Below are 26249 nucleotides of genomic sequence, written 5' to 3'. Positions count from 1 at the left end.
GATTACCCCCATGGCCGACGACAACCAAAACCAAGAAGACTACGGCGCCGATTCTATCAAAGTTCTCAAGGGCTTAGAGGCGGTCCGCAAGCGTCCCGGCATGTATATCGGCGACACCGATGACGGGTCCGGTCTGCACCACATGGTCTATGAGGTCGTGGACAACGGCATTGATGAGGCTTTGGCCGGTCACGCGGACCATGTTTATGTGAAAATCAACGGCGATGGGTCGGTCACAGTGGGCGACAACGGGCGTGGCATACCGGTGGGTATCCACGAGGAAGAGGGTGTATCGGCGGCAGAGGTCATCATGACCCAACTGCACGCTGGTGGTAAGTTTGATAGCAACTCCTACAAGGTCTCTGGGGGTCTGCACGGCGTGGGCGTGTCTGTTGTCAACGCCCTGTCAGATTTTCTGGAACTGCGCATCTGGCGTGACGGGAAAGAACACTACGCCCGGTTCGAGGGTGGTTTTACGACAGAACATCTGCGCGTTGAAGGCGATGCCAATGGTCGCAAGGGGACTGAGGTGACGTTCCTTGCCTCAACCGATACGTTCAGCAACCGCGACTTTGAATTCAGCACGCTGGAAAAGCGTCTGCGCGAACTGGCGTTCCTGAACTCTGGCGTGCGCATCATTCTGGAAGACCTGCGTCCGGCGGAACCGCTGAAGGCAGATCTGTTCTACGAAGGCGGCGTGAAGGAATTCGTCAAATACCTTGACCGGTCCAAGACCGCGCTGATGGACGCCCCAATCTATGTCGCGGGCGAACGCGACGACATCGGGGTCGAGGTCGCGATGTGGTGGAACGATAGCTACAACGAAATGGTGCTACCCTTCACCAACAATATCCCGCAGCGCGATGGTGGCACGCACCTTGCCGGGTTCCGTGGCGCGCTGACCCGCGCAATCGCGAAATACGCGACGGAAACGGGGATTTCGAAGAAAGAAAAAGTCTCGCTTACCGGCGATGACGCCCGCGAGGGGCTGACTTGCGTGCTGTCTGTCAAAGTGCCTGATCCGAAATTCTCTAGCCAGACGAAAGACAAGCTTGTCAGCTCCGAAGTGCGCCCAGCGGTCGAAAACCTGATGGGTGAAAAACTGACCGAATGGTTCGAGGAAAACCCGAATGAGGCCAAGATGATCATCTCAAAGATCGTCGAAGCCGCCGCCGCGCGCGAGGCGGCGCGCAAAGCCCGCGAAATTCGCCGCAAATCTGCAATGGATGTGAACTTTAACGCGTCCAAGTTGAAGGACTGCTCTGAAAAAGATCCGTCAAAGACCGAAGTTTTCTTGGTCGAGGGTGACAGCGCTGGCGGCTCGGCCCAAACGGGCCGTGACCGGGGCACGCAGGCCATTCTGCCGTTGAAAGGTAAAATCCTGAACGTCGAACGCGCGCGGTTTGACCGGATGCTGTCCAGTCAGGAAATCGGCAACCTTGTTATGGCGCTGGGCACCGGCATTGGACGTGATGAGTTCAATATCGACAAGCTGCGGTATCACAAGGTCATCATTATGACCGACGCCGATGTCGACGGCGCGCACATCCGTACGCTGCTGCTGACCTTCTTCTTCCGCCAGATGCCGGAATTGATCGAGGGTGGCTACCTCTACATCGCGCAACCGCCGCTTTACAAAGTCGCGCGCGGCAAATCCGAGGTTTACCTCAAGGATCAGGCGGCGATGGATGAATATCTGATCGAGCAGGGCATTGATGGTGCGATGCTGCGCCAAGGCAATGGCGAAGAAATTTCGGGCAACGATCTGCGCCGTGTGGTCGATGAGGCGCGTCAATTGAAACGTGTGTTGGAAGCATTCCCAACGCATTACCCGCGCCACATTCTGGAACAGGCCGCCATCGCAGGGGCCTTTGTGCCCGGTGTTGTGGATAGTGACCTGCAAGGCACGGCGGATCGCGTGGCCCAGCGGCTTGAGCTGATCGCGCTGGAGTGGGAGCGCGGCTGGCAAGGCCGGATCACGCAAGACAAAGGCATGCGTCTGGCGCGTATCCTGCGCGGCGTCGAAGAAGTACGCACGCTGGACGGTACCATGCTGCGCGGTGGCGAAGCGCGGCGGACGGGGACATTCACGCAAAGCCTACAGGACGTCTATAACCTGCCCGCTACTTTGGTGCGTAAGGACCGTAGTCAGGTGATCCACGGGCCGTTGGACCTGCTGAAAGCGATCCTGGAAGAAGGCGAAAAGGGCCTGTCATTGCAACGCTACAAGGGTCTGGGCGAAATGAACCCCGATCAGTTGTGGGAAACGACGCTGGACCCGGATGCGCGCACGCTGTTGCAGGTCAAGGTTGAAGATGTCGCTGAAGCGGACGATCTTTTCACCAAGCTGATGGGTGACGTTGTCGAGCCACGTCGCGAGTTCATCCAAACCAACGCGTTAAACGTAGAGAACCTGGATTTCTAAAGGCGGGTCATCCGAAAGATGAAGGGTGCGACTGCAATCACCAACGTGATGCGGATGATGTGCATCAAAGACACGTAAGTGACGTCTTGATTCATTGCCAAAGTCAGCAATGACATTTCGGTCAACCCGCCGGGTGAAAAGGCAAGGAACGCTTGCGCCAGAGGTATGCCACTGATGAATGCGATCGCTTCGGCGAACCCGACAGCAGCGACCAGCATCAAGAGCGAAGCGATAGTCGACAGGCCAATATCCCGCTTGACTTCGGCCACAGTCGCGCCAACGAACCGCGTACCAATGACAGTGCCAATAGTAACTTGTGCGGCAATGACAAACAGGGTTGGTGGGGCCACAGTCACCCAGCCCGCGATATGCGCAATCCCGCTCAGGATCATGGGACCAAAAACCGGTGCCGCTGGCAGCCCCAACCGCTGCCCAATCATCGCCCCAACCACCGCGCAGAATCCCAGAATGCCATAGTCGGTCAAGGTGATATCGGTCAGTCCAATCCAAGCGGTGGCGCCTCCACCTCCTCCGCTTGTCACCCCGACAAACAGACCAAAGAAAATCGCGACAAAGACAATGATAATCAGGACGCGCGCCGCATGGGCCAATGCGATCCGGCGCTCATCCCCGCCCGCCTCGGCACCCAGGATCAGCATCTCATTCAGACCGCCTGGCATGGCGGAATAGAATGCTGTTGTCCGATCATAACCGCCAATTCGTCGATAGACGGCGTAAGAGATGCCCGCAGCACATACCAGAAAGATGGGCAAGACCATCAGCGTCAGCGCCCATGTCCCAATCAACTCGAATATCTCGGCTGTGACACCTGACCCCAACATCACCCCGATAACCGGGACCACATACATCCGCATTTGGTCCGGGCCCGCAACCGGTGCGCGTAGCATCGCAGCAACTGTATTTGCGATCATCGGGCCAAGCATCCAAGGCAGCGGCATACCAGCAAAATATGCGGCCAGCCCGCCAAGCGCACCAATCGCCAATGCGACCAGTTGTGGCGGCAGGGACCTATGCCGGTTCAATGCAACAGCCTATGCACCACCGATGTGATGTGTGCCGCGTTCCTTGGCCAGAACCATTTGCTTTTGCCGTTCACGAAAACGACTTTTATCATCCTCGGTCGTCTCATCAATGCATTGGTGACAGGATACGCCTTGTTCAAACGCAGGATTGTCGCGATCTTCAGGAAGAAGGGGGCGACGGCAAGCATGGCACAGGATATGCGGCCCTTCCTTTAAACCGTGCCCGACACTGACGCGGGCATCAAAGACAAAGCACTCTCCATCCCATTTGCTGTCTTCTTGTGGCACCTCTTCGAGATATTTCAGAATACCGCCCCTGAGGTGATACACATCCTCGACCCCTTGGCCCATTAGGTAGTTCGTGGATTTTTCGCAACGAATGCCACCAGTGCAGAACATCGCAATCTTTTTGTTGTGGAACCGGTGCTTGTTCTCGGCCCACCAAGCGGGAAACTCACCAAAGCTTTTCGTGGATGGGTCGATTGCACCGTCGAAGGTGCCAATAGCGACCTCGTAGTCATTGCGCGTGTCGATCACGGCCACATCCGGTGCGCTGATCAGGTCGTTCCATTCGGCGGGGTCAACGTAGTTGCCCACGCGCGCAACCGGGTCAACATCCGGTTGGCCCATCGTCACGATTTCCTTTTTCAGCCGCACTTTCATGCGGTGAAACGGGGGGTCGTTGCCGTGCTTTCCTTCCACTCCAAATCGGCACAGCCGGGGAGCGTACGAATATGTTGGATCACTGCATCAATACCGGGGCGACGACCGGCGATTGTTCCATTGATACCTTCGCCGGCCAGCAAAAGTGTACCCGTGATCCCCTGCGCTTTGCATAGGTCCTGAAGTGGTACTTGCAGGCGTGATGGATCATCAAATCGGGTAAAGTGATAGAGGGCAGCGACGGTAAACATAAGCGTCAAATACGCCGCAAATTTCAGCGGGGCAAGTCGCGGTTGGCCGCAATCGCCAAACCGTCGGCCACGGCGGTAAAGGCTTCCGCACGTTCGAGGCGCGCATTGGGGAAAGTCCGGACCATGACGTCCTCGACGATATGCAAAAGACTGGACCCTCCGACAAAGACGATTTTAGCAATGCGGTCAGGGTTCACTTGCGCCATTTCAAGGGTTTCATTCGCGCAGGTAGCGACTTGTGCTGCATAGTCGGCCAAGACAGCGTTCATTGCGGCCTTCGTGATATCTGCCGCCAATCGGGGTTCGATGACGCTCAAGTCGATGGCGGCTGTTGTGGCATGTGGCTGGTTGATCTCGATCTTGCCGCCCTCAACGGCAAAGGCGATATCGTGGCCAAGTTCCATCTCAAGCACTGTTTTCAACCGGTTAAACAATGCCGGGTTCAGGCCCAATTTCACAAAGTCTGCGGCCATCAGTCGGTTTTGCTGCGTATAGACAAATGGAATCTTCTGCCATGTGGCCAGGTCGTTGAAAATCGCGTTGGGCGCAACATGCCGTCCCGGTCCGAGCGCATTGCGCACTTCAGCGCCGCGTCCAAGAAGTGGCATGATATTCGCAATGCTGATCGCGCGATCAAAGTCCGTACCGCCCACGCGGACACCGTGACTGGCGATGATCTGTGTGGTGGCTCTATCACGGCCAAAGACAGAAAAATCGGACGTTCCACCCCCGATATCAACGACAAGACCCAGATCACCCTTGGCCAAGGGACCACTGGCCAATGCGGCGGCTTCGGGTTCGTACATGAATGCGACATCGCGATAGCCAGCCACCATATAGGCCTCGCGCAGATCAATTTCGGCTTGGGCGTTGCGGTTTTCGTCGGTCGAATGGAACCGGACCGGACGCCCGGACAAAGCAACATCAAACGATATGCCTGTTTCGGCTTCGGACCGTTCGCGTAGCATCTCTAGGAACCTTGCGACAACTTCGATCAAGGTCAGACGTTCGTATGCGATCTGGCGTTTTTCACGCATCAGCGGTGTGCCCAACACTGATTTCAGCGCCCGCATGAATCGCCCTTCGCGACCATCAATCAGGGCCGCATTCGCAACCGAACCATAGGTGGTTTCCTTGCGATCATAGTCAAAGAATACCGATGTTGGCAGTGTCGTCTGCCCCGGTTCAACCGAAATCAAATGCGGTTCACCGTTTTTCATGACCCCCGCCGCCGTGTTTGAGGTGCCAAAGTCGATCCCCAATATCGCCATGTCAGCCTGCCTATCCTGAACCAAAGACGCGGCTGATATGAAATCCAACCGCGGCTTGCAACCCCCAGTCGGTCCCTGCAAACTGAGTGAAACCACCCACGAAGGAAAACGCCATGACCCGTGCTTTGCTTGTAATCGATGTGCAGAATGATTTTTGCCCAGACGGTGCCTTGGCTGTGGCAGAGGGCGCGGACATTGTGCCGGGGATCAATGCGGCAATGGCTGACTTTGATGCCGTTATTCTGACGCAGGATTGGCACCCCGCAGGACATTCATCTTTCGCCACCAGCCATGATGCAGAACCGATGAGCATGATAGAGATGCCCTATGGTCCGCAAGTGCTCTGGCCGGATCACTGTATTCAGGGCACCAACGGCGCCGCGTTCCATGCTGACCTGAATGTTGATCGTGCCGACATGATGATCCGCAAAGGCTACAATCCGGCGATTGATAGTTATTCAGCGTTCTTTGAAAATGATAAAACGACGCCCACCGGGCTGGAAGGGTATCTGCGGACACGCGGGATCAATCAGCTGACGCTGGTTGGTTTGGCGACCGATTTTTGTGTCAACTACTCGGCCGTTGACGCCGCAAAGCTGGGGTTTTCTGTGATTGTTGATCTGGCACTGTGCCGGGCGATTGACTTTGATGGATCGCTCGACGCGGCCAAGACAGGTATGGCGGCGGCGGGGGTGACGCTGATCTAACGGCCTTTGCCTGCGAACCAGACCGATGACACGCCAGCGATCATAATGATGGCCAGACCCAAAAGGCTCGTCCCATCGGGCCACTGTCCAAAGACGGCCCACCCAATCAGCATCGCGGCAAGAAGCTGGCTGTAAATAAGAGGCGCGATAACGCCTGCCGGGGTCGTCCTGTTCACCAGCACCAGTAACAGGTTGCCCCCCGCCGAGCCCAAAGCCGAGATCGTGATCAGCCCCACAATAGGCAGTGACATTTCAGGAACCGGCGCGAAGGCAAAAGGGAACAGCAAGATGGCCCCGATGATCAGCTGCGAAAACAGCAAAAAGCGGGGACGGAAGCCACTGGCGAGCCAGCGTGTCGCGACAAGATATGCGCCATGAAAACAACCCGCCAAAATGGCAAAGCCCATGCCGGGTGTCATACCAAATCCGGGGCGGACCACGAGCAGAACCCCCGCAAAGCTGATCAGCAAGAGGAATGTGCGGACGGGTGTAATCCGCTCGCCCAATAGCAGGGCCGATAGGAAATAAGAAACGACCGGACCGACAAAAAAGCCGGCAAAGACATTGGCCATCGGCTCGGTTTTTAGTGCAGTCAGGATGCTGACGATCCCCGCGACGATCAGGCCGGTCCGAAGGTAGAGGCGCCAGTCGCGAAATGACGAAAGATCCGCGCGCATCAGTCCACAAAACGGGGCAAGCAAAGCGGCCGCCAGCGCAAATCGCGTCCATGCAACAAAGGTTTGTGGAAACCCGGCGCCGGTCAGCACCGTTGCTGCTGCATCACCTCCGACAATGAGTGTCATCGCCAACAAGACGGCACCAACCAAACGGGCAGAGTAAGGTGATGCCGTCATGCTGTGCGGTGCCTTGTCCGAAAATCTGCGTCAGTTAGATCATGCCAGCGTTTGTGTGGCGACATAGAACAGCAGGACCAGACCCAGCATAAGACCACCCAGAGCCATCATTCTGCGGCCCTTCTTTTTTCGGGCGGCGATGCGCGCGATCATCAACTCACGATCAAACCCCGGGGATTGGGCAGTGGGGGCCAGCAACTCTTCCTCAATAGGCTCAGCCGAGGATAGTGCATCCATAAAGGCCTCGAACTCAAAGCCGCCCCAACTGGCGCCACTAAGATTGTAGCTCCCCAAGTTTGCTGACAACCTTTCAATCACGGTGGCCCGGGCGCCCTCGTCACCTATGACGAAACGACCCGGCGGCGCACCGCTGTCAAAATGTTGCAATGCAAAACCGCTATCGGTGAGGAAAGCCCGAACCGCCTCATCCGCTTGCTGAAGTGCTGCAACGGTTTTCGGATCACGAAACATCGCGACTTTCTCGGCGTCGAGGCCTGTGATTGCCAGATCATCAAATGTGTCTGGCAAGCCCGTCGGTGTTACTGAAACCATGTCAAAATCGTAACGCAATGCCATCGTAAAGGCCCCCTTGCCACCCCTGCGCCCACTTGATCTAACACGTAAGCGCCAAGAGGGGGAACTGAATATGGTCGACATCGCCACGCGGGTCTGGAACCACAAATGGAAGATCGACCCAATCGTGCGGTCGTTGATTGATACAGACTTTTATAAACTGTTAATGTGCCAGTCCGTGTTTCGCAATCATCCCGATACACAGGTGACGTTTTCGCTGATCAATCGGACCAAAACCATTCGGTTGGCAGAGCTGGTTGACGAAGGCGAGTTGCGCGAACAGCTTGATCATATTCGGTCGCTCAGGCTGACGCGTGGCGAAAGCACGTGGCTGCGCGGCAATACGTTTTATGGCAAGAGGCAGATGTTCACGCCGGCCTTTATGGAATGGTTCGAGAACCTGCAGTTGCCACCATACCACCTTGAAAAGAAAGATGGGCAATATGAACTGACATTCGAGGGGTCATGGCCGGAAGTCATGTTATGGGAAATTCCAGCGCTTGCCGTGATCATGGAGTTGCGCAGCCGTGCCGTTCTCAAGGATATGGGCAAATTCGAGCTTCAGGTGCTCTATGCGCGCGCGATGACCAAGTTATGGGAAAAGGTCGATCATCTGAAACCTATTGCAGATCTGCGCGTTGCGGATTTCGGAACCCGGCGCCGTCATTCCTATCTTTGGCAGGACTGGTGTGTGCAGGCGATGATGGAAGGTTTGGGCAGGAATTTCACCGGGACGTCGAATTGCCGGATTGCGATGATGCGCGAAATCGAGGCAATCGGGACCAATGCGCACGAATTGCCCATGGTTTACGCTGCATTGGCGCAGACGGATGCGGAATTACGCCAGTCTCCCTACGATGTTTTGGCCGACTGGCAGGAAGAGCATGATGGCAATTTGCGCATCATTTTGCCTGATACCTACGGCACGAAGGGCTTTCTTGAAGGCGCGCCTGATTGGCTCGCTGGATGGACGGGCATTCGCGTGGATAGCGGTGATCCGGCAACCGGAGCCGAGACCGCCATCGACTGGTGGACCTCCCGCGGCGAGGATCCACGCAAAAAGCTTATTATCTTTTCGGATGGGCTCGATGTTGAAAAGATTTCAGAATTGCACCGGCAATTCGAAGGTCGGTGCCGGGTCAGCTTTGGCTGGGGTACGATGCTGACAAATGACTTCAAAGGGTTGGTTGCAGATGACGCACTGGCCCCTTTCTCATTGGTTTGCAAAGCGGTACGCGCCAATGACAAACCGACCGTAAAGCTCAGTGATAACCCTAAAAAAGCAATGGGTCCGAAGGATGAGATCGCGCGCTACAAGCGGGTCTTCGATGTCGGAGAGCAGGATGCGCTCGACGTTGTTGTCTAGCCGGATCTTGCCGTTCAGCCGACCGCTATTCTAGATCGTCATTATTCGCGTCATCCTTAACATCGCTGCGTGATCAGGTTGTGCGGATGCGGCCCTGCGGACACGTGTTCCGGTCTAGATCAGGCAACGGCGGATGCGTTCGTATCATTTCCATAGGCAACCTGAGCCCGGTTCTTTCCAGCACTTTTTGCCAAGAGCAGCTGCGCGTCCGCGCGATCAATCATGTCTTGCAACGACATGTCCTGCTTGGTCCAGTACGCACCAACGCTGATTGATACCGGAAAAATGTCTTTGTCATGGACGAACTTCTGCGCTGATATGACGGCACAAAGTCTGTTACCGACGCACTGCACGTCATCTGCATCCAAGCCCGGCATATAGATCGAGAATTCATCCCCACCATGACGTGCAAAAATTGCCTCGCCACGGATGGTCTCGCCGATGCGCGCTGCCACAATCGCAAGCGCGGCGTCACCGGCAAGATGTCCGAACGTGTCGTTGATGTACTTGAAGTTATCAATATCGAAGTAAAATAGGGCATGTCCACGCTCAGGATCAAACTTTGCAGCATCCACTTCGCTATCCATCCCGCGCCGATTGAACAGATTTGTCAGGGCATCGGTTTGTGCATAGGTCTGCATTTTCTTGGTCGCTTCGAAGTGCTTCACTTCTCGCCGGAACACCCAGCCAATAGCGACCGTACCAAGGACATTGCAAACCACGAGCGTGGGCGCGATGGAGAATAGAAGCGAGCGTGCCAACTCGAACGGCAACACAAACAGGCCGAAAATCGACAGGGTTATAAAAAGGCCCAAAAGCGCGTCACTGAGGAACATGTTCTTGATCCGGCGTTGAAAAAACCGGGCCCACATCAAAGCAAGGCCAAACGCCATGACAAGCCCGACGATGCCCGCAGCAGTACCTGCGCCACCGATCACCAATCTGCAAACAAGGCCAAAACCCAAGGCTATTGAACCAGCCACAGGTCCAACAAACGCAACTGCGCTCCCCAACAACAGAGTCCGTGTATCAAAAATCAAACCTTCGCCAATGGTCAAAGGATTGGTCATGCCAAGTGTGATGGCCAGGCCAAACAAAACCCCGAATGCAAGTTGTTCATTATTCGTTTCATGAAATTTGCGCAGCACTGCGTTAAACAAGAATGCTAACCCCAAAAGGGCCACAACAGGGGTTAGTAGAACTTGAAATTGTAACATAGCGAAGCATCCACAGATCGAATGCCCCTAGCTATTAACCAAATTTCTTAACAACCGATGAGTCATCCACGGGCTCTGCGACTTATTTTTTTCGCTCTAGTCCGTTACTTTGCCCCGGAGTGCTTTCACTTCGCTGCGCGCCTTTTCCCGGCCAACCGCCGTTTTACAGAGCCATAGGTGGGCTTGGTTGGAATGCGGCGCTTGGGTTTTTCGCAAGCGCGTTTGATCAATTCAGCCAGACGTTTTCTGGCGATTTCACGGTTGCGGGCCTGACTCCGCGTTTCCTGAACAAACAAGACAATGGCGCCTTCTTGCGTCCACCGTCGCCCGGCCAACCGTTTCAGGCGGGATTTGACATGGTCAGGCAGGTTTGGTGATCGGGCGGCCTCAAAACGCAATTCTACCGCGGTGGACACCTTGTTGACGTTCTGCCCACCCGGACCAGAGGATCGGGCAAAGCTTTCTGTCAGCTCCCAATCGGCTAGTTCAATCTGATCGTTGATCCGCATGGTAGGTCCACGTGTATGTACAGATTCTGTACGCTGTATGTACCCGATACATACGCTGATTTCGCCAAAGAAAAAGGGCCACCCCGGCGATGGGGTGGCCCTTTCCTGAATTACGGAGGTGGGTCGGTTAGGATCTCCACCTTGGGTATTCGTCAGCCAAGGGCTGCCCTAGCTGCGATCCTCCCAAGTTGTCCCGACACACTTCTCCAATACCTCATGATGCACTGGATCACCTCCTTTCAAATGTTTCGCCTGAAGGAAGGTTCGCACAGATTTGGTATATTTCAAGTAAAAAGATACTTGATGTGGCGTTTAGGCGCCGCGCAGCAACAAGCGTGTCACAATGAAGCGGAACGGCACAAGCGCGAGCAGCGCAACCGACAGCTTGACGCCCCAGTCTGCCACGGCCAACGAAACCCACAATGGCACCATCGGACCGCTGTTGAGGAATGGCACTGCATCTTGCGCCCACATGACTTCCTCTGCGGCGGCTGGGTTGAACCCGTTAAAGACAGCGGCAAAAGCGATCGAGAAAAAGATCGCTGTATCGACGGTTGAACCGACAAGGGTGCTGCCCAACGGTGCCTTCCACCATGATCCGTCGCGTAAGCGATGAAACACAGCGATATCTAGGAGTTGCGCGACCAAAAATGCCGTCGCCGACCCGATTGCGATGCGCAATGCAACGGCTGGATATGCGAACCCATCGCCCTGCAACATGATCTGGCTGCCGATCAACGAACAGATGATCCCAACGACCAGACCACAGAATACGACCTTGCGTGCCGCGCCTGGCCCATAGACCCGGTTCATCACATCGGTGACAAGAAACGCGAGCGGATAGGTAAACGCCCCCCAGGTCAGCAGCCCATCAAGAATGAGGAATTGCACAAGGATATTGGACGCCACAACAATTGCGGCCATGGCGAGAACGCCGGGAAGGATACGTGACATTTGTTAATTTCCGTTTTGACAAGGGTGCGGCACTTGGCCCCCGATCATCGGGGACAGGGCGATCTAACGCCGTCGGTCTAGTCCGTCAATCGGTATTCAACGATCTGAGTGCTTTGAAAACTGCGAAAGTTGTCGTCTGATATCAGGGTCATGCGCAGACCGTCCTCGTCCTGCCAAACACTGATACCTTCAAGGTTATCATGCGTGCGCAAGCCTGTTTCCAGTATTAGTTCTTCGCCGCTTCCGTCCAAGGCAAAGCGCCTGATCCGATTGCGAAAACCGATCCCTGCGAAGTCGCGCTCCAGAACATACAGCATGCCGTCAGGGCCGACATCGGCGCCTGCGATCAGGTAGGGTCCGCTCCGGGGGATCGCAAAGGGTTGATCCCATACGCCATCTTTCAACCGGTAGACCGGAAACGGCCGGGTCGCGCGTCCTGACCGTTCTGGCATCGTGTAAAGCGCCCCGTCCGGTCCCACAGCAAGTGCTTCGAGAGATGAGTTGGCTTGCAGGTCTTCGAATATCGGCGATGCCATCAGCGGCGATGCGGGCTCGTTGACGCCGTCAAACCGGCGAATGCCGTGGACCCCCTCGAACGATACCCAAAGCGTCCCGTCCGGCGCGACCGCCAGACCTTCGCTGTCGTTTTCGCCACGGGGCAGGGGCGCGCGGTTTCCGCGATAAAGGCGATGAAGCCCGACCAGTTGGGCATCAACGATGACGCCCTGATCCCGTTCAAACGAACCTTGGGCAAAGTGGCCGCGGTCACTCACAGCAATGAAACCCGTGCCGTCCGGCGTGACTTCAATAGCCGAAAAACCACCAAACCTTTCGTCGTTGGCCGACCATGTGTAGCTGCCAACGAAGGTGGCCTCCGCGTAGACGGGCAGGGCCCTGAAAAAGGCAATCAGACAAAGAAATCGCAGCACTTATTCGGCGTTCAGCACATTCAGGCATTGGCCCGGAAGGTTCGCCATCGTCAGTTCTGCGCGCGGTGCGGGCGCTGGTGCATTGGGGTCAGGCGGTGGCGGGTTCAGGATGCGATCGACCCATCCTTGGGCGTCAGCACAGCCGTCACCAGGTGGCGGTGGCGCTTGGTTCGTGCAGCCCGTCGCACCAGCGGGGCAGTTCAACCGGACATGAAAATGATAGTGATGGCCCCACCACGGGCGTATCTTGTTCAGCCAGCTGCGATCACCGGTTGCGGAGTTACACATGGCCACCTTGGCACCCGGAAACACAAAAATGCGGGCCGTGCGCGGGTCAGATGCGGCAGCGCGCAAAATGGCCTCATGCTGCGCTGTCCAGCGGTCGTTGGTAAAGGCGCCTGCGTTGCGACGCATAGAGATGGACGAAATGCTTTCGCGTTCTGCAACCGTCAGATCAAGCCTGTCAGCCGGTAGCATCCAGATATCAATATCAAGGCCGGTCTGGTGGCTGCGGTGCCCGGTCAGCATGGGGCCACCGCGCGGCTGGCTCATGTCACCGATGTAAAGCCCGTTCCAACCGGGTTGCGTTGCCGCAAATTCGCTGAGGTCACGTACATAGTTGATCGTGGCGGGCTGTGCCCAATTGCGATTGCGCGAAAGGCGCATCGCTTGCCATGTGGGTCCAGTTTCAGGAAGCTGCTGCGCACCAGCCTGGCAGCCACGGGCATAGCCACCAAAAGGTTGGGGCGGTTGCGGCGAACTGACGGGTTCCGCCCCGAACAGCGTCTTTGCGACACGGTTGTCACCCGCATTCTGCGATACAATTTCAGCCGTCGGCGGCTCGTCCGTCTGACAAGCGGCCAATCCGGCCAAAAATACTGCTGCGATTATGAAGCGGACCATTCTGCGCGATCTCCGTCTTTATTGACCCATCGTAGCAACAAAAGACCAATCAGGAAAAGGAAGATTACAGGCAGGAACCCTAATTGATTGTTACCGGTCATCAACGTGAACAGCGTAATCAAGGCTGGGGCAAGAAATGCTGTCGCTTTGCCCGTCAGCGCAAAAAGGCCGAAAGCTTCGGCGGGGCGGTCAGGATGGGTGTGCCGCACCATCATTGAGCGTGACGATGCATAAACCGCACCACCGGCCCCACCAATGCACACACCACAGATGTAGAAGATGATGTCCGGCAGGCTGGACCCTTCGGCGAGCGGTACGCCAAAGAGCGCCTCGCGCGACATGCCCACGATGATCACTGACACGCCAATGAGCACCCAAACAGCGATGCGGATGACCGGCTTCGGCCCAAATCGCGAATCCGCCAGACCTGACAGCCATGTCGTGATGGCAGCGGCAATCGCCGCAATAATGCCAAACACGCCAATTTGGATCGTCTGCCAATCCAGCACCAAAGCCGCATAGACACCGCCAAAAGCATAAAGCGCGTTCAGTGCGTCACGGTAGAACATGGACCCCACAAGAAAATTTAGCAGGCTTTTGCGGTGGAACACCGAGCGGAGTGTTTCCCACAACTCACCCGCCACGGCACCAAGGTTTGTCGGTTTCTTTTCCGCCTTTGGGTCATCACGCACGAACATGAAAAACGGGATGATAAAGATTGCATACCAAATGGCGATAAATGGACCGACCGACCGGGTGCCTTCGCGCATGTCGGGGTCCAACCCAAAAAGGGGCGGGTTTCCCAAAAGCGTCACACCTTGATCATTTTCGGCCAAAAGCAGCAGCATGATGAAAAGCGACGTTACACCGCCCCAATAGCCAAAAGCAGCGCCAGAGCCAGAGATGCGTCCCACCTCCTCATCGTTGCCGAGGGACGGCAGGATCGCGTTCACAAAGTTCAACGCGCTCTCAGCGGCAAAAAAGCCAACATAGAAAAAGACCAGCATCAGGATCAGCGCTGATCCATCCGGCGTTAGCCCCCAAAGCATAAATGACATCACCACATACACGACCGAGAAAAAGGCAATCCACGGCATCTTCCGGCCAGAGTTATCGGCGAAGGCGCCAAGAAACGGCGCAGTGATTGCAATTAAGATGCCTGCAATGGTTTGACCTGCGGACCAAACTGCCTGTGATTGCGCATTAGCTGCGTCGCGATCAAGGCCGGTGCCGAGAAAGTATTCGGTCGCAACGACCGCAAAATAGGGGCCAAAAATGAAGGTCAGGCCAAGCGTGTAAAACGGCTGTGAGGCCCAATCAAAGGCCATCCATCCCCAGATGCGTTTCTTTGCGACTGCCATATTCTTATTCCTGCTCATCCCTAGACGGGATAAGACACAGATAAGGACTTGGCTGGCAAGAAATCTTTATCGCGACGTCCCGTCGTCTTCGGGCGGCCAGGGGCGGGTATTGTCGGCGTCAATCCATGCTTGCACCCACGCTGGTTTTTCTGGCGATGGCTGATCCATCCCAACGGCGGCAAAGACAAGGGCCGGGTTTACGATCCCGTTTTTGTCAGTCACAGCCGTGCGATAGAGCGCCTGCACTGCGCAGTCCTTGCCAATCCAGATGGTTTGTTCGAGATAAAAGAAACGCTCACTCCAGCCGACGGCCTTGCTGACGATGCGGAATTTGACGAACGGTCTGATACGTTTGCGATACCGCACTGACGATCCAGCGACGGTCAACGCCCAACGATTCTTGCGCAAAGCCCCCAGCAACCCCACACGTTGGGCAAGGCCCGTGCGGCCAAGGTCCAATATCGTCAGGATACGCCCATTGTTCATTTCCATGAAGTAATCGAGGTCCTGGGGCCAGCACCGATGATGCGACACATGCGTGCCCAGCGGGTCGAGTGCCGGCATCCGGCTTGCCAGAACAAAATCTTTTATTAAGCGAACCATCGGATACATGATCAGAGCCTTCCTTTGCGTCATGAGATGGCTCTACTTGACGTAAACGTCAACTTTGACCTCGCGGCAACCTTGGGCTTGTGGGTAGGTGCGCAAATGCTTAGGTCAGAGCTGACAAAACGAAGGGCTTACTGACTATGTTGACGATTTTCCAAGCTATCCTGCTCATTCTGGGCGTCATTCGGTTCTTCGTGATCGCCCACTTCATCATGAGCTGGTTGATCAGGTTCGAAGTGCTTAATATTCGTCAAGAGTTTGTGGGCCAGGTTTGGTACGGCTTGGAACGTATCCTTGAACCGATCTATGGTCGTGTGCGTCGTTTCATGCCTGACCTTGGTGGGATCGATCTTTCACCTATTGTTGTTCTGGTTGGTATCGAAATTCTGCGTATCTTCCTGACCAACAATATGATGGCTTTCGCATAGTCCGATTTTCGCCAATTGTCGGATTGTGATGCGCCAAACGGTTGCGTCATGACCGAAATTCCTGAAAACTATGCCAATTGGGGCAACGCGGCATTGCAGACAATGCCGCCAAGACGGGAATAGCGACATGGGTTTCTTGAATATCAGCAAAAAAGGCGTCGCGGTGATGCTGTCGGCACAACTAGTTCTGGCAACACAGGCCGTTACGATGGCCCAGGCAGAGATGCTTGGTACCGATGCCGCGATCACAAAGTATGCGGCATTGTCCAATCGCGATGCGCTGATGAACGAAATGCAGCGCGCCGACGTGCAGGCTGGCATTGTTCAACTTGGGATTGACCCGGTTGAGGCAGAGGCACGGTTGGCCGCACTGTCCGACGCCGAAGTTGCAGCAATGCTGACACAGATGGAACGCGACAACGCAGGTGCGGATATCGTGGGCACGTTGTTCACGGTTTTCATCATCTTGCTGGTCACTGATCTGTTGTGCTTTACCCGCGTCTTCAACTTCACACGTTGCGTGCGCTAAAGCGCTTTTGCTGCCTGCTGGCTTTTGGCTGGCTGGCGGCATGTGCGGCACCTTTTGATCCCGATGAACAGCTGACATTTGACGCGCCGACCCGCGTGCAAGTCGTCGGTGTGCCGTTGATCCGGCAAGAAGATTTCTTTTGCGGCCCGGCATCCATCGCAATGGTCATGCAGTGGGCCGGCGCGGATGTCACACAACAGGACGTGGCGGCACTCGCCTTCAGCCCGGGTGCTGAGGGGACGTATCTGGCCGATATGATTGGTAGCAGCCGTAGATTGGGCCAGCTTGCCGTCGAAATCACGGACTTTGATCAGTTGTTGGCCGAGGTCACCGCCGGACACCCCGTGATCGTGTTTCAAAACCTTGGCGTCGCGGTCTTGCCCGTCTGGCACTACGGCGTCGTCACCGGATACGATTTGGACAAGGACGAGGTCTATCTCAACTCGGGCCAATTGGACCAAATGGTGATGCCCTTCGCCGTGTTTGAACGCACATGGGCGCGCGGTGATTATTGGGGACTGGTGGTTCTGCCCCCCGACGATCTGCCCGTCAGCGTCGCCGAAACGGATGTCCTTTCCGCCGCCGCTGCCTTGGAACGGGTGGAGCAGTTTGCAGCTGCTGAAACGCTTTATGAAACGGGTGCTGCGCAATGGCCGGAAAGCTGGCTTTGGCAATTTGGCCTTGGTAATGCGCGCTACGCTCAGGGCGATCTGCGCGGTGCACGTCGCGCGCTCAGAGAGGCGCGCAAACTGGGACCGGACATCCCCGAAGTGCGCGCGAACTTGGCATTTGTCGAGGCCGCACTCTCGGGCTGAATGGGCCGCAACAGAAACGCCTGCCACCCATCGGAAATTCCCTATGGCGCAAAAACGCTACTTGCGGTCGCGCATGACCTTTCGGGAAATCCGCGCAAATGGTGTAGTTTGCCTCAGCAAATGCCGGAGTCGCAGACATGTCTGACCAAATTACCTTTACGCTGAACGGTGAAACCGTCACCGCTGCACCCGGCGAAACCATATGGGAGGTCGCCAATGGTCGCGGTCTGGTGATCCCACATCTGTGCCATAAACCCGCCCCCGGCTACCGGTCGGACGGGAATTGCCGGGCATGTATGGTTGCGATCGACGGGGAGCGTACCTTGGCTGCCAGCTGTATCCGGGAACCTGTCGAAGGCATGGTTGTGACCACCGATCAGCCGCGCGAGAAACAAGCGCGCCGTATGGTGATGGAGTTGCTAGTCGCTGATCAGCCTGCCCAAGAAGTCGCCCACGATAAATCGGCACATCTTTGGGATATGGCCGCAACGCAAGACGTCAGCGAAAGCCGTTTTCCGCAGAAAGACCCCGATCACATTCCACTGCTAGATGATAGCCATGTGGCGATGTCGGTGAACCTTGACGCCTGCATCCAATGCGGGCTTTGCGTGCGCGCTTGCCGCGAAGTGCAGGTCAATGACGTCATCGGCATGGCCGAGCGTGGTGGCAATGCCTACCCCGTGTTCGATATGGACGACCCGATGGGTGCCTCGTCCTGTGTGGCTTGCGGCGAATGTGTGCAGGCCTGTCCAACAGGTGCGCTGTTGCCTGCCACGGTGACGGACGAAAACCAGATGGGTGACACCAAGGACTATGACAAAGAGGTGGAAAGCGTCTGCCCTTTCTGTGGCGTCGGCTGTCAGGTGTCGCTGAAGATCAAAGACAACAAGGTCAAATTCGTCGAAGGCATCAATGGTCCCGCGAACGAAGGCCGCCTTTGCGTTAAAGGGCGCTTTGGGTTCGACTACATCCACCACGATCACCGTCTGACGAAGCCGCTGATCCGTCGCGAGGATGCACCGGCCAAGGGGCTGAACGTCGACCCTGCCAACTGGCAAACCCATTTCCGCGAAGCCACGTGGGAAGAGGCGTTGGATGTCGCCGCTGGCGGCATGAAGGATATTGGCGGCACGGGTGTTGCCGGTTTCGGTTCTGCCAAATGCACCAATGAAGAGGCGTACTTGTTCCAAAAGCTGATCCGCCAGGGATTTGGTCACAACAACGTCGATCACTGCACGCGGCTGTGCCATGCGTCATCCGTTGCAGCACTGATGGAAAACGTCGGCTCTGGCGCTGTGACTGCGACATTCAACGAGATTGAAAACGCCGACGTCGCCATCGTCATTGGGGCCAACCCGATTGAGAACCACCCCGTGGCTGCGACCTATTTCAAGCAATTCACCAAACGCGGTGGCAAACTGATCGTGATGGACCCGCGCGGTCAGGCGCTCAAGCGGTTCTCGTCCCACATGCTGCAATTCCGCCCCGGCGCGGATGTGTCGATGCTGAATGCGATTATGCACACGATTGTGGAAGAAGAGCTTTACGATCGCCAATATATCGAGGCCTACACCGAAAACTGGGAAGCCGAGAAAGCGCATCTGGCTGATTTCACCCCAGAGAAAATGCAAGACATTTGCGGCATCCCCGCCGAGACATTGCGCGACGTCGCCCGCACTTTTGCCGGGGCCAAGGCTGCGATGATTTTCTGGGGCATGGGTGTCAGCCAGCACATCCACGGCACCGATAATTCGCGTTGCCTGATCAGCCTTGCGCTGATGACCGGCCAAGTAGGGCGCCCCGGTGCAGGCTTGCACCCGTTGCGGGGGCAGAACAACGTGCAGGGGGCCTCTGACGCGGGCCTGATCCCGATGTTCCTGCCCGATTATCAGCCGGTCGGTGATGATGGCGTGCGGTCGGCCTTTCAAGAGATTTGGCAAGAAGGGTCTATTGATCCCAACAAGGGCCTGACGGTCACTGAAATTCTGGACGCGGTGCATGCGGGTGACATTCATGGCATGTATATTCTGGGGGAAAACCCGGCGATGTCCGACCCCGATGTGGAACATGCCCGCGATGCTTTGGCAAAGCTGAAGCATCTGGTGGTACAGGATATCTTCATTACTGAGACGGCAAATTTTGCCGATGTGATCCTGCCCGCCTCTGCCTTTGCCGAAAAGTCTGGCACGGTGACCAACACGAACCGTCAGGTGCAGATGGGCCGCCCTGCTGTGCCGCCGCCGGGTGAGGCAAAAGAAGACTGGTGGATCACAACCGCGCTTGCCCAGCGGTTGGGTCTGAACTGGACTTACGCACATCCACGCGAAGTTTTTGCAGAGATGGCGCTGTCCATGAAATCGCTGAGCAACATCACTTGGGACCGGCTTGAGGCGCAAAACGCGGTCACATATCCATCACTGTCACCCGACGATCCGGGCCAACCGATTGTGTTTGGTGATGGCTTCCCGCGTGAAAACGGGCGGGCCAAATTTACACCCGCCAGTGTTATCGCGCCTGATGAAGCGCCCGACGCCGACTATCCGATGATCATGACGACCGGGCGGCAACTTGAACATTGGCACACCGGGTCGATGACACGGCGATCAAAGGTGCTCGATGCGGTAGAGCCAGAGGCGAACTGTTCGTTACATCCATCGACTTTGCGAAAGCTCGGGGTTGAACCGGGTGGTTTGGTCAAACTGTCGACCCGGCGGGGCAGCATCACGATCATGGCGCGCGAAGACAGGGCGGTTGCGCCTGATATGGTCTTTGTGCCCTTTGCCTACGTTGAGGCTGCGGCAAATATCCTGACCAACCCGGCCGTTGATCCCTACGGCAAGATCCCCGAGTTCAAGTTCGCGGCGGTCCGGGTCGAAAAGGCCGATGCGCAGGTCGCCGCGGAGTAACAATCGGCTTATCCGCCTTTGGTTTATCCCACGCTATTGAATAGCAGCGGTCCTGCGGCCTAGCATTCATGATGCTGGGGGCGTCATAGCGGCTGCTCCTTTGCCGTGAATAACCAAGGAGACGCGCCGTGCGTAAATTGACCCTGATCGCTGCTTTGTCCAGCATTGCCCTGCCTGCTTTGGCTGACGACGCCGCCCTTTTGATGGGCGTGTCGCGCTATGATGACTTTCGGCGGGTGAGCAATGGGCAGGATGTCCTGAACTCTGCCGATAGTTTGCGTGAGGCGGGATACACGGTCAGCACGCTGGCAAATGGATCTGCCAACGACATGGAGCGTCTGCTTGAACGCTTTGCTGTGGATGCAACTTCGGCTGAGCGATTGGTTGTCGGATTGGCGGGGCGGTTTGTGACGGATGGCACACGCAGCTGGTTTCTGGCCGAAGACGCAAACCGCCCGTCGCCTTTTGGGCTGGATGACGCGATATCGGTCGACACAGTCATGCATGTTTTGGCGCAGACACCCGGACAGGCAGTTCTGATCCTTGGCTATGATCAGGATGCCGACGATAGCATTGGTGCCTATCTGCGTCAGGGCGTTGGTCAGCTTGATGTGCCACAGGGTGTGACCGTTCTTTATGGTGAACCAGACATGACAGATGGCGTGGTCATCGACGCGCTGACCGTGCCCGATGGCAATGTGATGCAGTTTGTCCGCGAGACTCGCCGGTTGAGTGCGACCGGGTTTACGCCGCAAAGCCTGGTCATGCAGACATCAGAACGTACGTCTGCGGCACCAAGGCCGACAGTTGAGCCAAGCTTGCGCGCATGGAACGATGCACAAGAGGCCAATACCGCAGACGGGTATCGCACCTTTATTTTTGAAAACCCCCGCAGTCCCTATGCGCAAGAAGCGCGCCGCAGGCTCGATCAGATCGAAAGTGATCCGATCCGGCTGGCTGAGATCGAGGAAGACAGACTGAACCTGACCCGCAACGAACGCCGGGCTATTCAGCGTAATCTGACACTCTTGGAATTTAGCACTCGCGGCGTTGACGGTATCTTTGGCCCGGGGTCGCGCGGGGCCATCCGCAATTGGCAGCAGAACAACGGGTTTGCCCAGACTTCTTATCTAACCACAGAACAGATCAACCGGATTGACGCACAGGCCAGCCGTCTCGCCGCCGAAATCGCGGCAGAGGAAGAACGTGCGCGCGAGCAGGCGATCGCCCTTGATCGCGACTATTGGGAAGAAACCGGGGCCCGTGGCACGCAAGCAGGTTACCGCGCGTATCTGGACCGCTACCCGGACGGTATCTTTGCTGGTGAGGCGCGCAGCAAGTTGCAAGCCGCTGAGCAGACAAACAACAATGATGCAGCGCGCGCGAGAGAAGACGCGCTGAACATCAACCCGGTCCTGCGGCGTTTGATTGAAAACAGGCTGTCCCAACTGGGGTTTAACCCGGGAAATGTTGATGGACGTTTTGATCGCAACACGCGCCGTGCCATCAGCAGGTATCAGGCGCAGGGTGGCCTGACCGCGACAGGGTTCCTGGACCAGCCAACCTTGGCACGGCTTCTTGCGGATACCTTTGGGCGATAATGCGGCGGTTTGCGGGGGACGAATAACAGAGCGCTGGCAAAGTGACCGATTCTCGGGTCTAATTCGACCGACCCGAGAAGAGAGCAAGACAGATGCCTGACTATACCTTTCAAGTATACCGGATCGCAGATATCGGCGGAACCGACGGATTGCAGTCCGCCGGGTCGATTACGGTACGGGACGATGACGGCTTTCGTGACGATATTTTGGATGATATTGAGCAGGCCGGCTCGAGCGAGACAAACGGGGATCAAGAAATCATAGCTTCGGCGGTGGCGGAACTGGATGTCGGGGATACCATCAGGGCGCGGGGCATATTCCGGTTTACCAACAATGTCACAGGAGAGATTTACGACGTCACAGAGGTATTCTCTCAAACTGCTGGTAACCCCGTTGAACAACTATTCATTTTTACGTCGCCGCCGCCGGATTGGATATTCGATAGCACCAGTCGGTCGTTTGCGTTGCTCAATTCAGACGGCACGTTGCCCTATTCATCGATCGTTTGTTTTGGTGCGGGGACGCGGATCAGACTGCATGACGGCACCGAAACGCTAATCGAATGTCTGGAAGTTGGGGATCAGGTACTCACGCAAGGCGGCGTCGCCCACAGCATTCGCTGGATTGGATCCCGAAAAGTGACTGCATTTGGCCTTATGGCCAATCCGAAATTGAGGCCGATACGCATCAAAGCAGGCGCACTTGGTTGTGACCTTCCAACTGAAGATCTCATTGTGTCGCCGCAGCATCGTATTTTGGTGAAGTCGTTGATCGCATCGCGCATATTTGCTACAGATGAGGTGCTGGTCCCGGCCATTAAACTGGTTGAACTGGACGGCATTGAGGTGGCAACGGACATCGAGGAAATCGCGTATTTCCATATCTTGTTTGACCAGCACCAAGTCATCTTTTCCAATGGTGCGCCAACAGAGAGTTTGTTGACAGGTCCCGAGGCACTGAAGGCGGTCTCTGAGGAGGCGCGCGCAGAGATAGAAGCACTATTCCCAGAGGTCCTTGCGCCGGGCTTTACCCCGATGCCCGCATGTTTTGTTCCGGGGAAGGGTGCGGATATCAAACATCTGGTCGCACGTCATCGCAAAAACAAGAAACCATTGCTGTCCGCTTTACCGGACCGGCTGAACTGACGACGTTTGGACCGCGACAATTGCGGCGGTGACAACGCACCAACATAGTAAAAAGGGCGCGCCTTTTGTGGCGCGCCCCTAGCAATCAATTCAGTCGCGCCTTACTGCGCCCGAACATACCGTTCTGCCAACAGCCGGATGAACCCTTGGCCGCCGTCGTACTGACGCACGCCAATGATATAGGTTCCGGCCTGTAGACGGGCGGCGACCAAACTATCAAGGCTGTCGCCATAGTCGTCGCTTAGTCCAACTTCGCGGCCAAGATCGTCATAGACGACCAACCACGGATCGCTGTTGCCGTTGGCGATGGCCTCGACCACAAGTAGGCCCGCGTCATCAAATTCGATGCTGAACCATGTGACATCTTCGGTTGCTTGTACGTCTTGGCGAATACGCGATGTCAGAATGCCCAGATCGGTGACGTCGACGCTGCCATCAAGTGGCGGCGCGGCTTCACCGCGATCATAGAGCGTTTGAAGTGCTTCTGCGGCGTCATATTCACTGATGCTGATGTTGATGGGTGCGCTGTCATCGCTGAGCGATGTTACAGCAAGACAGTATGTGCCCGGGGCCAGTGGGTCTGTCATATCAAGGCGCGAGTTAAGCCCGTCATAGTCGTCATTCTCGTCGATATAGACTTCGCCGGGGCCGTAAAGCGTGATGACGGGATCCGCGGTTTCATTTTCTGCTGTGATCGTAATCGGTGTCGCCGTTTCCAGCGCAAAGCTCCAAAACGGTGTGTCGTTGACAGACGCCGAAGCACTAGTGCCAAGTGCACCAAAAGGTACGGCTTCGTCGCAGCTGCCGTCTGGCGCGCCGCCGCCTGTGCTGACGCCTTCTGTCAATGGCTCTTGCTCTTGCCGCGCGATCCGCACGAAAGCTGTCATTGGGCCGCCATCGTAGCTGCGCATCGACATGCAGTATGTTCCGGCGTCAAGGGACGTCTCGGCGCGTGACGCCGCGTTCCCACCGGAGTCGTCATCCGACAGGATGATGCCGCCCGTGCTGTCGATCAGGTCAATGACGGGATCGCCCGAACCGCGTCCGGCAGCCTCTACTCTGACGTCGGTCGGTTCTGACAAAGTGAACAATGAGACATATTCATTACCGCCCAAAACAAGCGCCATCTGTTCCTGATAGGTCTCGGTTGTTGAGATGTCAGAGGTGGCTTCATCGCCGCCAATCCAAATACCGTTGTTGCCAAAGCCGCCGCAGATATCCTGCGCGAGTGCGGGCGTTGCAACGCCAAGCATCAATGCGGCGAAAGCTGTCGTTCTTAATTTCAGGGGGGCATGAGAGACTTTCCTTTGTCTTTGCGCATGAATATCGCGGGCAACCTAACGTGAGTACGAACGTGATGGCTAGGGTCGATCCTCAAAAGTGCTGAAAACCTGACCATTTGCGGCTGACGCTGTGCACAGATCACCAATCCGAATGCCTGCGGTCGCGGCGTGAAATGTTTCAGGGCTTGCCAAACTGTGTATGCCACACTGGAATGCGCTGTGCGTCACGGTCGTTGTAGGCCGCAACCGCCTGCTCCAGATCAGCTTTGGGGTCAATTGCCATGTTCTGCCCAATCCGCGCAAGCTGCTGCGTGTACCATGCGGTAATCCCGCCCTCTGGCGGGTCAGAAAAACGCGGGAATTTTATGTCCTCTGTGGTTTGTCGCCACCTGTTGGGCAGGTCTGGATCAATAATGAAGCCGCACGCGACACCAATGACATCGGCGCACCCATCCTGAATGAGACTGACGGCTTGTTGTGCGGCCTTCACACCGCCCGTGATCATGATCGGCTTTGTTGTCTTGGTCCGGGCCGCTTTGGCGAACTGTGCAAAATACGGTCCCCCACCGGCGCTATCAGATGCTGACTTTGCCCCCGGAAAATAGGTGCCGCCGCTGATATCAATCAGATCAACCGATGTCTGATCGAGCATTGCGATGACTTGTAGGGCTTCGGTTTCGCCAAAACCGCCCTCAAGTTGATCCGTTGCGTTCAGCTTAATTGCGACAGGGTAGTCGGGGCCAACCGCATCGCGCATTGCTGTGATGGTAGCGCGCAAAAGACGGGTCCGATTGGATAGGGTGCCGCCATAGTTATCATCGCGCTTGTTGAACAGCGGTGACAGGAATTGGCTTAGCAAAAAGCCGTGAGCGGCATGGATCTGCACACCGCTAAATCCAACGGCTTTGGCCCGCTGCGCGGTGTGTGCAAACTGCGCCGGAAGCTTTGCGATCTCATTCAAAGTCAGTGCTGCACATGTCAGTCCCGGCAGGTCCAGCGCGCTGGGCCCTCTCGGCCTGCCAATGGGAGGATGCGTCATCGCACCAGCGTGACCAAGTTGTGCGAACAGAAGTGATCCACCGACAGTTGCGCGTCGTGTCAATTCTCGCAGCAGGGTATCATCAGACTGTGGCCCCAGCACGAGGTTGCCGGGTTTTTCGGCCGCATGCGGATCACCCTGCACCTCGCCAATGATGGACAGCGCCAAACCGCCTTCTGCCCAGCGTTCATAAAGCCTGATCTGGTCGGGCGTTGGATTGCCCCGCCCATCGCCCAACGAGTCCGACATCGCAGATTTTGCAAGCCGGTTCTTGAGAGTGACACCGCAGGGCAGGGTCAAAGGGGAAAACAGTTGCGTGTTCGACAGCATAACCCGACGGTTGGCGCTTAGGGCCGCAGTGTCAATCACATCTGTTGATGGATCGTTGACGGTGTCGCTGGCGATAAAGCCACCGACAATAACTCTGTCTCTGTGCCGCTTGTAAATCCGCCGATAACCGATGAATTTTCTTGAACTGCTGTGAACGAAAAAGGGCCGCGCCATCGGCACGACCCTTGTCAAATCACTTGTCGCTAGCTTAGCCCTGACGGGCCTTGAACCGGCGTTGCGTCTTGTTGATCACATAGACGCGGCCCTTACGGCGGACGATGCGGCAATCGCGATGACGCTGCTTAAGCGAGCGGAGGGAGTTACGTACCTTCATGGTCGTGTTCCTTCATGTCACGGCGCGCATTGCGCCTTGGGTTGCGTTTCATCCCGGATCAGGTCCGGGACGTTGAATTCGTGGTGGACGATACTGGGATCGAACCAGTGACCCCTTCGATGTCAACGAAGTGCTCTACCGCTGAGCTAATCATCCATGTCGTCTGCGTGTCGCCAACATCCCATAACGAAATAGGACGCGGGG

At 56.3% G+C, this 26249-nt stretch carries 22 protein-coding genes, 1 tRNA gene and 2 pseudogenes; 9 read left to right on the top strand and 16 right to left on the bottom strand.

The features are described from left to right. The first annotated feature begins 10 nt into the window (after nt 1–10). Complete coding sequence (gyrB, locus tag ACZ1G5_RS07755) at nt 11–2425, top strand: DNA topoisomerase (ATP-hydrolyzing) subunit B (protein ID WP_472732289.1); 2415 nt, start codon at nt 11–13, stop codon at nt 2423–2425. Here gyrB and ACZ1G5_RS07750 read toward each other — a convergent pair. The 3 genes and pseudogenes from ACZ1G5_RS07750 to ACZ1G5_RS07740 form a co-directional block, all read right to left on the bottom strand. Continuing rightward, entirely contained in the window at nt 2422–3468 is a 1047-nt protein-coding gene (locus ACZ1G5_RS07750; RefSeq protein ID WP_472732288.1) for an AbrB family transcriptional regulator, read from the bottom strand. The genes gyrB and ACZ1G5_RS07750 overlap by 4 nt on opposite strands. 9 nt (nt 3469–3477) lie before the next feature. Further along, a pseudogene (trhO, locus tag ACZ1G5_RS07745) lies at nt 3478–4382 on the bottom strand (oxygen-dependent tRNA uridine(34) hydroxylase TrhO). A 23-nt stretch (nt 4383–4405) separates the two neighbouring features. Then, nucleotides 4406–5653, bottom strand: a complete 1248-nt coding sequence (locus tag ACZ1G5_RS07740) for an Hsp70 family protein (protein ID WP_472732287.1) — start codon at nt 5651–5653, stop codon at nt 4406–4408. A gap of 113 nt (nt 5654–5766) precedes the next feature. On the opposite strand from ACZ1G5_RS07740, the gene pncA reads away from it, so the two are divergent. Then, a complete protein-coding gene (gene pncA, locus ACZ1G5_RS07735) occupies nt 5767–6360 on the top strand; it encodes a bifunctional nicotinamidase/pyrazinamidase (protein ID WP_472732286.1) in 594 nt (197 codons plus the stop codon). On the opposite strand, the gene ACZ1G5_RS07730 is transcribed toward pncA, so the two are convergent. Beyond that, complete coding sequence (locus ACZ1G5_RS07730) at nt 6357–7214, bottom strand: DMT family transporter (protein ID WP_472732285.1); 858 nt, start codon at nt 7212–7214, stop codon at nt 6357–6359. The genes pncA and ACZ1G5_RS07730 overlap by 4 nt on opposite strands. 39 nt (nt 7215–7253) lie before the next feature. Further along, a complete protein-coding gene (locus ACZ1G5_RS07725; protein WP_472732284.1) occupies nt 7254–7790 on the bottom strand; it encodes a hypothetical protein in 537 nt (178 codons plus the stop codon). A gap of 70 nt (nt 7791–7860) precedes the next feature. Between ACZ1G5_RS07725 and pncB the strand changes: the two genes are divergently transcribed. Continuing rightward, a complete protein-coding gene (gene pncB, locus ACZ1G5_RS07720; RefSeq protein WP_472732283.1) occupies nt 7861–9153 on the top strand; it encodes a nicotinate phosphoribosyltransferase in 1293 nt (430 codons plus the stop codon). A 119-nt stretch (nt 9154–9272) separates the two neighbouring features. On the opposite strand, the gene ACZ1G5_RS07715 is transcribed toward pncB, so the two are convergent. The 7 genes and pseudogenes from ACZ1G5_RS07715 to ACZ1G5_RS07685 all read right to left on the bottom strand — a co-directional run bounded on the left by ACZ1G5_RS07715 (nt 9273) and on the right by ACZ1G5_RS07685 (nt 15638). Next, nucleotides 9273–10370: a GGDEF domain-containing protein gene (locus tag ACZ1G5_RS07715; RefSeq protein WP_472732282.1), complete on the bottom strand. Its 1098-nt coding sequence runs from the start codon at nt 10368–10370 to the stop codon at nt 9273–9275. A 96-nt stretch (nt 10371–10466) separates the two neighbouring features. Further along, nucleotides 10467–10879 (bottom strand): annotated as a pseudogene (gene arfB, locus ACZ1G5_RS07710) (alternative ribosome rescue aminoacyl-tRNA hydrolase ArfB). A gap of 312 nt (nt 10880–11191) precedes the next feature. Continuing rightward, nucleotides 11192–11833 carry a queuosine precursor transporter gene (locus ACZ1G5_RS07705; protein ID WP_472732281.1) on the bottom strand — a complete coding sequence of 214 codons (642 nt, stop codon included), beginning with the start codon at nt 11831–11833 and terminating at the stop codon, nt 11192–11194. A gap of 77 nt (nt 11834–11910) precedes the next feature. Continuing rightward, on the bottom strand, nt 11911–12762 hold the full coding sequence (locus ACZ1G5_RS07700; RefSeq protein ID WP_472732280.1) for an esterase-like activity of phytase family protein: 852 nt from the start codon (nt 12760–12762) through the stop codon (nt 11911–11913). Then, complete coding sequence (gene mepA / locus ACZ1G5_RS07695) at nt 12763–13665, bottom strand: penicillin-insensitive murein endopeptidase (protein ID WP_472732279.1); 903 nt, start codon at nt 13663–13665, stop codon at nt 12763–12765. Continuing rightward, nucleotides 13650–15026, bottom strand: a complete 1377-nt coding sequence (locus ACZ1G5_RS07690) for an MFS transporter (protein WP_472732278.1) — start codon at nt 15024–15026, stop codon at nt 13650–13652. The genes mepA and ACZ1G5_RS07690 overlap by 16 nt, the downstream gene beginning before the upstream one ends. A 66-nt stretch (nt 15027–15092) precedes the next feature. After that, nucleotides 15093–15638: an acyl-CoA thioesterase gene (locus tag ACZ1G5_RS07685; protein WP_472734294.1), complete on the bottom strand. Its 546-nt coding sequence runs from the start codon at nt 15636–15638 to the stop codon at nt 15093–15095. Nucleotides 15639–15775: 137 nt separating this feature from the next. Between ACZ1G5_RS07685 and ACZ1G5_RS07680 the strand changes: the two genes are divergently transcribed. The 6 genes from ACZ1G5_RS07680 (at nt 15776) to ACZ1G5_RS07655 (ending at nt 23059) form a co-directional block, all read left to right on the top strand. Then, a complete protein-coding gene (locus ACZ1G5_RS07680) occupies nt 15776–16063 on the top strand; it encodes a YggT family protein (protein ID WP_472732277.1) in 288 nt (95 codons plus the stop codon). 127 nt (nt 16064–16190) lie between these two features. After that, nucleotides 16191–16592, top strand: a complete 402-nt coding sequence (locus ACZ1G5_RS07675; protein ID WP_472732276.1) for a PA2779 family protein — start codon at nt 16191–16193, stop codon at nt 16590–16592. Continuing rightward, nucleotides 16550–17407: a PA2778 family cysteine peptidase gene (locus tag ACZ1G5_RS07670; protein ID WP_472732275.1), complete on the top strand. Its 858-nt coding sequence runs from the start codon at nt 16550–16552 to the stop codon at nt 17405–17407. The genes ACZ1G5_RS07675 and ACZ1G5_RS07670 overlap by 43 nt, the downstream gene beginning before the upstream one ends. Nucleotides 17408–17544: 137 nt before the next feature. Beyond that, nucleotides 17545–20313 carry a formate dehydrogenase subunit alpha gene (gene fdhF / locus ACZ1G5_RS07665; protein ID WP_472732274.1) on the top strand — a complete coding sequence of 923 codons (2769 nt, stop codon included), beginning with the start codon at nt 17545–17547 and terminating at the stop codon, nt 20311–20313. Nucleotides 20314–20441: 128 nt separating this feature from the next. After that, entirely contained in the window at nt 20442–21914 is a 1473-nt protein-coding gene (locus ACZ1G5_RS07660; RefSeq protein ID WP_472732273.1) for a peptidoglycan-binding domain-containing protein, read from the top strand. 92 nt (nt 21915–22006) lie between these two features. Beyond that, nucleotides 22007–23059 (top strand): Hint domain-containing protein, encoded by a 1053-nt coding sequence (locus tag ACZ1G5_RS07655; protein WP_472732272.1) that lies wholly within the window; start codon nt 22007–22009, stop codon nt 23057–23059. Nucleotides 23060–23160: 101 nt separating this feature from the next. On the opposite strand, the gene ACZ1G5_RS07650 is transcribed toward ACZ1G5_RS07655, so the two are convergent. The 4 genes from ACZ1G5_RS07650 to ACZ1G5_RS07635 all read right to left on the bottom strand — a co-directional run bounded on the left by ACZ1G5_RS07650 (nt 23161) and on the right by ACZ1G5_RS07635 (nt 26201). Then, complete coding sequence (locus ACZ1G5_RS07650; protein WP_472732271.1) at nt 23161–24312, bottom strand: DVUA0089 family protein; 1152 nt, start codon at nt 24310–24312, stop codon at nt 23161–23163. 208 nt (nt 24313–24520) lie between these two features. Further along, complete coding sequence (locus tag ACZ1G5_RS07645) at nt 24521–25885, bottom strand: oxidoreductase (protein WP_472732270.1); 1365 nt, start codon at nt 25883–25885, stop codon at nt 24521–24523. Nucleotides 25886–25919: 34 nt separating this feature from the next. Next, complete coding sequence (ykgO, locus tag ACZ1G5_RS07640) at nt 25920–26045, bottom strand: type B 50S ribosomal protein L36 (RefSeq protein ID WP_008231708.1); 126 nt, start codon at nt 26043–26045, stop codon at nt 25920–25922. Between the two features lie 81 nt (nt 26046–26126). After that, nucleotides 26127–26201 (bottom strand) — tRNA-Val (locus tag ACZ1G5_RS07635). Between the last annotated feature and the right edge of the window lie 48 nt (nt 26202–26249).

It is taken from the genome of Yoonia sp. JB2-21 (assembly GCF_055693545.1).
The sequence above is the reverse complement of the archived record's forward strand: the minus strand, read 5'-3'. Positions and strand labels throughout refer to the sequence as shown.

Coding starts and splice junctions, on each gene's coding strand:
- ykgO (WP_008231708.1), bottom strand. CDS start 26,045: ATGAAGGTACGTAACTCCCTCCGCTCGCTTAAGCAGCGTCATCGCGAT.
- ACZ1G5_RS07675 (WP_472732276.1), top strand. CDS start 16,191: ATGGGTTTCTTGAATATCAGCAAAAAAGGCGTCGCGGTGATGCTGTCG.
- ACZ1G5_RS07655 (WP_472732272.1), top strand. CDS start 22,007: ATGCCTGACTATACCTTTCAAGTATACCGGATCGCAGATATCGGCGGA.
- ACZ1G5_RS07650 (WP_472732271.1), bottom strand. CDS start 24,312: ATGCTTGGCGTTGCAACGCCCGCACTCGCGCAGGATATCTGCGGCGGC.
- pncB (WP_472732283.1), top strand. CDS start 7,861: ATGGTCGACATCGCCACGCGGGTCTGGAACCACAAATGGAAGATCGAC.
- mepA (WP_472732279.1), bottom strand. CDS start 13,665: ATGGTCCGCTTCATAATCGCAGCAGTATTTTTGGCCGGATTGGCCGCT.
- ACZ1G5_RS07725 (WP_472732284.1), bottom strand. CDS start 7,790: ATGGCATTGCGTTACGATTTTGACATGGTTTCAGTAACACCGACGGGC.
- gyrB (WP_472732289.1), top strand. CDS start 11: ATGGCCGACGACAACCAAAACCAAGAAGACTACGGCGCCGATTCTATC.
- ACZ1G5_RS07705 (WP_472732281.1), bottom strand. CDS start 11,833: ATGTCACGTATCCTTCCCGGCGTTCTCGCCATGGCCGCAATTGTTGTG.
- ACZ1G5_RS07740 (WP_472732287.1), bottom strand. CDS start 5,653: ATGGCGATATTGGGGATCGACTTTGGCACCTCAAACACGGCGGCGGGG.
- pncA (WP_472732286.1), top strand. CDS start 5,767: ATGACCCGTGCTTTGCTTGTAATCGATGTGCAGAATGATTTTTGCCCA.
- ACZ1G5_RS07685 (WP_472734294.1), bottom strand. CDS start 15,638: ATGTATCCGATGGTTCGCTTAATAAAAGATTTTGTTCTGGCAAGCCGG.
- ACZ1G5_RS07715 (WP_472732282.1), bottom strand. CDS start 10,370: ATGTTACAATTTCAAGTTCTACTAACCCCTGTTGTGGCCCTTTTGGGG.
- ACZ1G5_RS07645 (WP_472732270.1), bottom strand. CDS start 25,885: ATGGCGCGGCCCTTTTTCGTTCACAGCAGTTCAAGAAAATTCATCGGT.
- ACZ1G5_RS07730 (WP_472732285.1), bottom strand. CDS start 7,214: ATGACGGCATCACCTTACTCTGCCCGTTTGGTTGGTGCCGTCTTGTTG.
- ACZ1G5_RS07690 (WP_472732278.1), bottom strand. CDS start 15,026: ATGGCAGTCGCAAAGAAACGCATCTGGGGATGGATGGCCTTTGATTGG.
- ACZ1G5_RS07680 (WP_472732277.1), top strand. CDS start 15,776: ATGTTGACGATTTTCCAAGCTATCCTGCTCATTCTGGGCGTCATTCGG.
- fdhF (WP_472732274.1), top strand. CDS start 17,545: ATGTCTGACCAAATTACCTTTACGCTGAACGGTGAAACCGTCACCGCT.